Genomic DNA, 10,179 nt, shown 5'->3' with positions numbered 1-10,179 from the left:
GAACTGTAAAATATAAAAGAGGTTGTGCCAACGTTTTGACACAACCTCTTACTTTTTACAATTAACAAAAATCTAAAATCTATTAATCTAATAACATCTAATTAGTTCTACTTATTTCTTCGTAAATTTATATACTGCAAACGTAGTGGGTTCCAATTCGGTAGTAAACACATTGCCTTCAATAGATACCGGAGTTTCCTGCGGAACGATGGCAAAAGGTTGTTCAAGTGTATTATCCTTATCCAAATCAAGCGAACGAAGTTTGATACAACGACCATTAGACAGTACATCTTGTTTCTTCAATCCTTCAAAATTCAAGGAAATCGGTTGAGCTGTGGCGGAGGTATTGGCAACCTTTACAATCAGTTCATTCTTATCCTTATCGTAAACAGCACTGGCAAAGAGTCCGTTCTGCCCTTCGGCTCCCGTTACATTTTTCTTATTCATGGTAAGGGGAAGCACATTTGTTCCTTTATTCTGCGCATACAGTTGTTGTACATAATAGCTAGTGGTACGCACAGAGTTCAGGTTATCGAACCAAATCATATCAGGACGCCATTGCCATCCTTCCACATGAGCGAAAAGCGGAGCATAGGTAGCCATGTGAACGATGTCAGCATTACGTTCCAATCCGGTCATAAAAGCAGCCTCTAGCAAAGCAGCATGGTAATGATTCCATTTCTTTCCTTTTCCATGGCAGGCATATTCGCCGGCAAATACTTTCGGACCTTTACGGTCGTAGTTGTCATAGCGGGCGCCTTGAGCCAGAAACCAGCTTTCAGGACGATAGAAATGTTCGTCCACCAAATCAACTTTCAGGCGTTTCATTTCAGGCCACAAGTAATCAAATTCTTTTCCTTCGGAATTCGGACCGGAGCTACCTACTATTTTAATTTCCGGGTGAGCTTTACGAATGGCTTTGATAAACGGTTCGAGACGTTCGGGATATTCTTTCCCCCATTGTTCGTTACCGATACCGATAAACTTCAGGTTAAACGGAGCAGAATGTCCCATATCGGCACGTACCTTTCCCCATGTGGTATTCACGTCTCCATTAGCAAACTCAATCAGGTCGAGTGCATCCTGAATATAGTTATCCAAATCACAAACGGCTACGTGAGCTTTCGGATCATTATTCTGATATTGGCAGGAAAGTCCGCAATTCAGAATCGGCAGAGGTGCCGCACCCATTTCTTCAGACAGCAGGAAATATTCGTAGAATCCCAATCCGTAGCTTTGGTAGTAATCGGGGAAGAAACGGTGGGTAAAAGTATACTGCCAACGATTCTCGTTCAAAGGACGGTTTTCTACAGGACCTACTGATTTTTTCCAGTCGTAACGGGTATCGAGATCAGTGCCCTCTACAATACAACCACCGGGAAAGCGGAAGACTCCGGGATGAATATCCGCCAATGCTTGTGCCAGGTCTTTACGAAGCCCATTTTCATGTCCTTTCCAGGTATCAACCGGAAAAAGGGAGACGTGCTCTAAATCTACTGTTCCTTTGGAGGTAAGGAAAATACGGAGTACGGATTTCGGATGAGTACTGCCGGGCTTCAAGATTATCTGGTATTTTTTCCAGTCCTTAGAATTAATCGTAAGATTCCCTGCAACAAGTGCCTGACGTTCGCCCATTGATTGGGTATCTACAAGTTCGATTCTCAATGTTTCTTTTGTACTTCCTTGCGGCAAACGCGCCCAAACAGAGAAACGATACTCCTCTCCCTTCTTGACACCGATGCCGAAGAAACCTTCGTTATCCAATCCGGTATGCTTATGTGCGTGTCCGGGATCGGAAAGGCGCACATAATGCGGATTACGCTCAAAAGGACCATCGTTCATTAATGACACTTTTCCATACGTTTTCCATCCCATCAGGTGTTGTGGAAACTCAAAGGAACGATTCTTCACCAGTTCGGCATAAAGTCCGCCGTCGGCAGCGTAGTTGATGTCCTCAAAAAAGAGTCCATACATAGTAGGTTGGATTTCCGCACCCAACTTCTTCGTCTGAATCACCAGCTCGTTGGTTTGTGCATGAAGTGCCATACCTGCAGATAAGGCTAATACGGCCAATAAATTCGTGTATTTTCTCATGGTTCTCAATATAAAATTATATAATAGTTAAAATACAAAGATAATCAGATTCTCTATTTTACCCGTACCCGATTTTATCATTAATAGGCGCTTATCGGTCAAAAAGGATCAATTTCCATTCATTTGCACAATTTTCCATCCGACAGCTATCATTTATAATACGAAATTAGATAAAAAGATACCTATTACCACAATCTATTATGTGAATATTAACACCGGAAGCGTACATTTATATATATAATAAGGTATACGATCAACCATAAAACATACCATTTATGCTGCATAACATATAAGAGTGTATTTGATACACCAAACGAAAGTGTTACTTTTACACCCAAAATAAGATAAGCATCTCATTTACATTAAAAATAAAACCATGAAAAAACATTTTCTACTTGCAGGATTTGCCGCGCTGATGCTGGCTGCGTGCAATAACAAGCCGACTTCCGAGCTGACCTTATCCGGTCTTGACCCGGTAAAATTTCAAACAGAAGTGAATAATGCCCAAACAGCTCTTTACACATTAAAGAATAAGGCAGGCATGGAAGTATGCATCACTAACTTCGGAGGACGTATCGTGTCTATCATGGTACCCGACAAAAATGGTCAGATGCAGGATGTAGTTTTAGGTTTTGACAGCATTGCTGATTATATTAATGTACCGAGTGACTTTGGCGCTTCTATCGGACGCTATGCAAACCGTATCAACCAGGGACGTTTCGCATTGGACGGTGATACCATCCAACTGCCGCAAAACAATTTCGGCCACTGCCTGCATGGAGGTCCGAAAGGTTGGCAATACAAAGTTTATGAAGCTAATCTGATTGATCCGACAACGTTGGAACTGACACTTGTCTCACCGGACGGAGACGAAAACTTCCCGGGGAATGTAACAGCTAAAGTGACCTATAAACTAACTGAAGACAACGCTATCGACATCAAATATAGCGCAACTACCGATAAAAAGACGATCATCAATATGACCAACCATTCTTACTTCAACCTGGCTGGTGATCCGTCAAAAGCTTCAACTGACAACATACTGTATGTGAACGCAGACTATTATACTCCGGTAGACAGTACTTTTATGACTACAGGCGAAATCGCTCCGGTAAAAGACACTCCGATGGACTTCACCACTCCGAAAGCGGTAGGTAAAGAGATCAACAATTATGATTTCGTTCAACTGAAGAACGGAAAAGGGTATGACCACAACTGGGTGCTCAACACTAAGGGAGATCTTTCTCAAGTAGCAGCCAAACTAACTTCACCTGAAAGCGGCATCACTCTGGAAGTATATACCAACGAACCGGGTATACAGGTTTATACCGGTAACTTCCTCGATGGAACGGTAACCGGCAAAAAAGGTATCGTTTATAACCAGCGTGCTTCTGTTTGTCTGGAGACACAACACTATCCTGACAGTCCTAACAAGGCAGACTGGCCGTCTGTTGTACTGGAACCAGGACAAACTTATAATAGCGAATGTATTTTCAAATTCTCTGTAGAGAAATAATATTAACTTATAAATCATATTTATTGTGGAAGCATTAGATTGGCTAGTAATCGGAGTCTTTTTTCTGGCTCTGATCGGTATTATTGTTTGGGTAGTCAGACAAAAACAAAATGACTCGGCGGATTATTTTTTGGGTGGACGCGACGCAACATGGCTTGCAATCGGTGCCTCTATCTTTGCATCAAACATTGGTTCGGAACATTTGATCGGACTGGCAGGAGCCGGAGCATCCAGTGGTATGGCTATGGCACACTGGGAAATCCAGGGATGGATGATCTTGATTTTGGGATGGGTATTCGTTCCTTTCTATACACGAAGCATGGTATATACAATGCCGGAATTCCTGGAGCGTCGTTATAATCCTCAATCACGTACTATTTTATCTGTAATTTCTCTTGTAAGTTATGTATTGACCAAAGTAGCCGTAACTGTTTATGCCGGTGGCCTCGTATTCCAACAAGTATTCGGTATCAAAGAGCTTTGGGGAATTGATTTCTTCTGGATTGCAGCTATCGGTCTGGTAGTGTTAACTGCGCTTTATACTATCTTCGGTGGTATGAAATCAGTTCTTTACACTTCTGTTCTTCAAACCCCTATCCTACTGCTAGGATCATTAATAATTCTAGTGCTCGGTTTCAAAGAATTAGGTGGATGGGACGAAATGATGAGAGTCTGCGGCGCTGTTACTGTAAATGATTACGGTGATACAATGACTAACCTGATTCGTAGCAACGATGATGCAAACTTCCCTTGGTTGGGTGCTTTGATCGGTTCGGCTATTATCGGTTTCTGGTACTGGTGTACCGACCAGTTCATCGTACAACGTGTACTTTCAGGTAAAAATGAAATGGAAGCTCGTCGTGGTACTATTTTCGGTGCTTATCTGAAACTGCTACCCGTATTCCTTTTCTTGATTCCTGGTATGATTGCATTTGCATTACATCAAAAATATATCGGTGCCGGTGGTGAAGGTTTCTTACCGATGCTGGCTAACGGAACAGCAAATGCTGATGCCGCCTTCCCGACATTAGTAGCCAAATTACTTCCTGCGGGCGTGAAAGGTTTGGTAGTATGTGGTATTCTTGCCGCTTTGATGAGTTCCCTTGCATCTCTGTTTAACTCATCAGCCATGTTGTTTACTATCGACTTTTACAAACGTTTCAAACCGGAAACTCCGGAAAAGAAGCTGGTGGGTATCGGTCAGATTGCAACAATTGTAATCGTTGTTTTAGGTATTCTTTGGATTCCTATCATGCGTAGTGTAGGTGATGTACTTTATACTTACTTGCAGGATGTTCAGTCTGTATTGGCACCAGGTATCGCTGCCGCTTTCTTACTGGGGATCTGCTGGAAACGTACTTCCGCCCAGGGTGGTATGTGGGGATTGATCTCCGGCATGGTAATCGGGTTGACCCGCCTCGGCGCAAAAGTATATTATAGCAACGCAGGTGAAGTAGCTGATTCTACATTCAAATATTTGTTCTATGACATGAACTGGTTATTCTTCTGTGGATGGATGTTCCTGTTCTGTATTATTGTAGTAATCGTAGTCAGTCTGGCAACAGAAGCTCCAACTGCAGAAAAGATTCAGGGACTAGTATTCGGTACGGCTACTAAGGAACAAAAAGCCGCTACACGTGCAAGCTGGAATCACTGGGATATTATTCATACGGTAATTATTCTGGCCATTACTGCTGCTTTCTACTGGTATTTCTGGTAAAAATAAGCTTCTCTTTCAACCCTCCTCTTAGGGAAGGGTTGAAAGAGAAGCCTGAAAATAGTCTTATCTACGGAAAGACTGTTTTATTATAACTAAAATCACAATCTAAATGGATAAAGATAATTCACAAGAGCCAATGATAACCTCTAATTCCCCCTCTTTGGAAAAGGGGCGGGAAAAGGTTTATTATAGCTCGAATCCGGCCTTCTATGTCGGCATAGACTGTATCATTTTCGGTTTCTACGAAGGGGAAATCAGCCTGTTATTGTTAAAGAGAAACTTCGAGCCGGCAATGGGTGAATGGTCACTGATGGGAGGATTTGTACAAAACAATGAAAGTGTGGATGATGCCGCTAAACGTGTATTGCATGAGCTTACCGGACTGGAAAACGTTTACATGGAACAGGTGGGAGCTTTTGGAGCTATCGATCGCGATCCGGGTGAACGGGTTATCTCCGTGGCTTATTATGCATTGATTAACATCAATGAGTATGACCGGAAACAGGTTCAGAAACACAATGCTTACTGGGTGAATATAAATGAACTTCCCCCGCTTATCTTCGACCATCCTGAAATGGTAGAAAAAGCACGGGAACTGATGAAACAGAAAGCATCTGTAGAGCCCATCGGTTTCAATCTATTGCCGAAGCTATTTACATTATCCCAATTACAAAGTTTATATGAAGCCATTTACGGTGAAACAATGGATAAACGGAATTTCCGTAAAAGAGTAGCTGAAATGGATTATATAGAAAAGACTGATAAAATTGATAAACTGGGTTCCAAACGAGGGGCTGCCTTGTATAAGTTCAACGGCAAGGCTTACCGCAAAGACCCGAAATTTAAAATCTAATCATTATGCTGGAAGAACTAAAAGAAAAAGTATTTCATGCCAATCTCGAATTGGTAAAGCATGGATTAGTCATCTTTACCTGGGGCAATGTTTCTGCTATCGACCGTGAAAGCGGGCTGGTAGTAATCAAGCCCAGTGGTGTAAGTTATGATGACATGAAAGCCGAAGATATGGTAGTAGTGGATTTGGATGGCAAGGTCGTTGAAGGACGACTGAAGCCATCCTCGGATACTCCTACTCACGTAGTACTTTACAAAGCATTTCCGGAGATTGGCGGAGTGGTTCATACTCACTCTACTTATGCTACTGCCTGGGCACAGGCGGGATGCGACATTCCGAACATCGGAACGACTCATGCGGATTATTTCCATGATGCCATTCCCTGCACAGCGGATATGACAGAAGCGGAAGTGAAAGGTGCTTACGAGCTGGAAACCGGTAATGTGATAGTGAAACGTTTTGAAGGATTAAATCCTGTACATACACCGGGAGTATTGGTAAAAAATCACGGTCCTTTCTCTTGGGGAAAAGACGCGCATGATGCCGTACACAATGCTGTGGTTATGGAACAGGTGGCTAAAATGGCAAGTATCGCTTATGCGGTAAATCCCAATTTAACAATGAATCCGTTGCTGATAGAGAAACATTTCAGCCGCAAGCATGGTCCGAATGCTTATTATGGACAATAATCAATTAAAAAGTAACAATTAAAAATTAAAGCAATAACATTATGAACGCATTTGATCAATATGAAGTATGGTTCGTAACAGGAGCACAGCTTTTGTACGGAGGTGACGCAGTAATCGCAGTAGACGCACACTCTAATGAAATGGTTAACGGATTGAACGAATCCGGTAAACTCCCTGTAAAGGTGGTATACAAAGGAACAGCTAATTCTTCTAAAGAAGTGGAAGCTGTTTTCAAAGCAGCCAATAATGACGAAAAGTGTGTCGGTGTTATCACTTGGATGCATACGTTCTCTCCTGCTAAAATGTGGATTCACGGCTTGCAACAGTTGAAGAAGCCTTTGTTGCACCTGCATACTCAATTCAACAAGGAAATTCCTTGGGATACAATGGACATGGATTTCATGAACCTGAACCAGTCTGCTCACGGTGACCGCGAATTCGGACATATCTGTACCCGTATGCGTATCCGTCGTAAAGTAGTGGTAGGTTACTGGAAAGAGGAAGAGACTTTGCATAAGATTGCCGTTTGGATGCGTGTTTGTGCCGGTTGGGCAGATTCACAGGATATGCTGATTATCCGTTTCGGCGACCAGATGAACAACGTAGCTGTAACCGATGGTGATAAAGTGGAAGCTGAACAACGTATGGGTTACCACGTAGATTACTGTCCGGTAAGCGAATTGATGGAATATCACAAGGATATCAAAAATGAAGAGGTAGATGCATTGGTAGCTACTTACTTCAAGGAATATGATCACGATGCTTCTCTGGAAGATAAATCAACTGAAGCTTACCAGAAAGTATGGAATGCTGCCAAGGCTGAACTGGCTATACGCGCTATCCTGAAAGCAAAAGGTGCCAAAGGATTTACTACCAACTTCGACGATTTGGGCGACATTGAATACAATGGTTTCGATCAAATCCCGGGTCTTGCTTCACAACGTCTGATGGCGGAAGGTTATGGATTCGGTGCTGAAGGTGACTGGAAATCGGCTGCTCTTTACCGTACTGTATGGGTGATGAATCAAGGTCTCCCTAAAGGCTGTTCATTCCTGGAAGATTACACACTGAACTTCGATGGTGCAAACAGCTCTATCCTTCAGTCACACATGTTGGAAATCTGCCCGCTTATCGCCGCCAACAAACCTCGCCTGGAAGTACACTTCCTCGGTATAGGTATCCGCAAGAGTCAGACTGCACGTCTGGTCTTCACTTCAAAAGTAGGTACAGGCTGTACTGCTACTGTTGTAGATATGGGTAACCGTTTCCGCCTGATCGTGAACGACGTAGAATGTATCGAGCCGAAACCGCTGCCTAAGTTGCCGGTTGCTTCTGCTCTCTGGATTCCGATGCCAAACCTTGAAGTAGGTGCAGGTGCATGGATTCTGGCTGGTGGAACTCACCATTCTTGCTTCTCTTACGACCTGACAGCAGAATATTGGGAAGATTATGCTGAAATCGCAGGTATCGAAATGGTACATATCAACAAGGATACTACGATCAGCTGCTTCAAGAAAGAATTGCGCATGAACGAAGTTTATTACATGTTGAATAAAGCACTTTGCTAAAAACAATTATTCAAGTTTCGCATGGCTTAATTATTTCGTTAAGTTTTTGCGAAACTTGATTTTTTTATAATGATCGTTATACCTTAAAATATTGATTTCAACATGAAATTAGATGCAAAATCAACCATCGAGGCAGGTAAAGCAATTCTTGGTATAGAACTCGGTTCTACACGAATAAAAGCTGTCTTGATCGACCAGGAAAACAAGCCTATTGCTCAAGGTAGCCACACTTGGGAAAACCAGTTAGTTGACGGACTTTGGACGTATAGCATTGAAGCCATCTGGTCAGGGCTGCAAGATTGCTATGCCGATCTTCGTACTAACGTAAAGAATGCATACGGCATAGAGATCGAGACTCTGGCTGCCATCGGTGTCAGCGCTATGATGCATGGTTATATGCCATTCAACAAAAAAGAAGAAATCCTCGTGCCTTTCCGCACTTGGAGAAACACCAATACAGGTCGCGCAGCGGCTGCTTTATCCGAACTATTTGTCTATAATATCCCTCTACGTTGGAGCATTTCCCACTTGTATCAGGCTATTTTAGACAATGAATCACACGTTAATGAAATCGACTTCCTGACCACTCTGGCAGGTTATGTGCATTGGCAGATCACAGGCGAAAAGGTGCTGGGAATAGGTGATGCATCAGGTATGCTTCCTATTGATCCAACTACTAACAACTATTCTGCTGAAATGGTGGCTAAGTTCGACAAACTGATTGCTCCGAAAGAATATAACTGGAAACTAGAAGATATTCTGCCTAAAGTATTGTCAGCTGGTGAAAATGCCGGTGTCCTCACTCCGGAAGGAAGTAAAAAACTCGATGCATCGGGTCATTTGAAGGCAGGAATACCGGTTTGTCCGCCGGAAGGAGACGCAGGTACCGGAATGGTTGCGACTAACGCAGTCAAACAACGTACCGGAAATGTATCCGCAGGTACCTCTTCATTCTCAATGATTGTATTGGAGAAAGAACTGTCGAAGCCATACGAAATGATTGACATGGTGACAACTCCTGACGGAAGTCTGGTAGCCATGGTGCATTGCAACAACTGCACTTCTGATCTCAACGCATGGGTTAACTTGTTCAAGGAATACCAGGAGCTTCTGGGCATACCTGTAGATATGGATGAAATCTATAGTAAACTCTACAATATTGCGCTCACTGGTGATACTGATTGTGGAGGTTTGCTTTCATACAATTATATTTCAGGCGAGCCTGTAACAGGACTTGCTGACGGAAGACCTTTGTTTGTACGTTCGGCAAATGACAAGTTCAACCTGGCAAACTTTATGCGGACTCACTTGTATGCTTCGGTAGGAGTACTCAAGATTGGTAACGACATCCTGTTCAACGAAGAAAAAATCAAAGTGGACAGAATTACTGGTCACGGAGGATTATTCAGAACAAAGGGAGTAGGCCAAAGAATACTTGCTGCAGCCATCAACTCGCCTATTTCCGTGATGGAAACAGCCGGTGAAGGTGGTGCCTGGGGTATTGCCCTGTTAGGTTCTTACCTCGTGAACAATGAAAAGAAACAATCTCTTGCCGATTTTCTGGATGAAAGCGTATTTGTCGGTGACGCGGGTATCGAGGTATCACCTACGCCCGAAGATGTAGCCGGCTTCAATGCATACATCGAAAATTACAAGGCAGGATTGCCTATCGAAGAGGCAGCAGTCAAATTTAAATAATTGACAGTCGGCAATCCATTGTTGTTCATCAGAGATTGCCG

The 10,179-nt window shown here is 42.9% G+C and carries 7 protein-coding genes; 6 read left to right on the top strand and 1 reads right to left on the bottom strand.

Features of this window, described 5'->3' with window-relative positions; all coding sequences use genetic code 11:
- Positions 1-111: 111 nt before the first annotated feature.
- Positions 112-2,094, bottom strand: a complete 1,983-nt coding sequence (locus tag DWZ47_RS24080; protein WP_117514925.1) for an alpha-L-arabinofuranosidase C-terminal domain-containing protein — start codon at positions 2,092-2,094, stop codon at positions 112-114.
- A gap of 376 nt (positions 2,095-2,470) precedes the next feature.
- On the opposite strand from DWZ47_RS24080, the gene DWZ47_RS24075 reads away from it, so the two are divergent.
- The 6 genes from DWZ47_RS24075 to DWZ47_RS24050 all read left to right on the top strand — a co-directional run bounded on the left by DWZ47_RS24075 (position 2,471) and on the right by DWZ47_RS24050 (position 10,138).
- Entirely contained in the window at positions 2,471-3,610 is a 1,140-nt protein-coding gene (locus DWZ47_RS24075; RefSeq protein WP_117514924.1) for an aldose epimerase family protein, read from the top strand.
- 25 nt (positions 3,611-3,635) lie between these two features.
- Positions 3,636-5,330, top strand: coding sequence for a sodium:solute symporter (locus tag DWZ47_RS24070; protein ID WP_004297459.1), 1,695 nt, complete (start codon positions 3,636-3,638; stop codon positions 5,328-5,330).
- A gap of 136 nt (positions 5,331-5,466) precedes the next feature.
- Positions 5,467-6,183 (top strand): NUDIX hydrolase, encoded by a 717-nt coding sequence (locus DWZ47_RS24065; RefSeq protein WP_117514926.1) that lies wholly within the window; start codon positions 5,467-5,469, stop codon positions 6,181-6,183.
- Positions 6,184-6,188: 5 nt separating this feature from the next.
- Complete coding sequence (locus DWZ47_RS24060) at positions 6,189-6,872, top strand: L-ribulose-5-phosphate 4-epimerase (RefSeq protein ID WP_004297457.1); 684 nt, start codon at positions 6,189-6,191, stop codon at positions 6,870-6,872.
- A gap of 41 nt (positions 6,873-6,913) precedes the next feature.
- Entirely contained in the window at positions 6,914-8,440 is a 1,527-nt protein-coding gene (gene araA / locus DWZ47_RS24055; protein ID WP_117514923.1) for an L-arabinose isomerase, read from the top strand.
- A 102-nt stretch (positions 8,441-8,542) separates the two neighbouring features.
- Entirely contained in the window at positions 8,543-10,138 is a 1,596-nt protein-coding gene (locus DWZ47_RS24050) for a xylulokinase (RefSeq protein ID WP_008644040.1), read from the top strand.
- Positions 10,139-10,179: the final 41 nt, after the last annotated feature.

The sequence above is a fragment of the Bacteroides sp. AF32-8BH genome (assembly GCF_003435205.1).
GTDB lineage: Bacteria > Bacteroidota > Bacteroidia > Bacteroidales > Bacteroidaceae > Bacteroides > Bacteroides ovatus.
The sequence above is the reverse complement of the archived record's forward strand: the minus strand, read 5'-3'. Positions and strand labels throughout refer to the sequence as shown.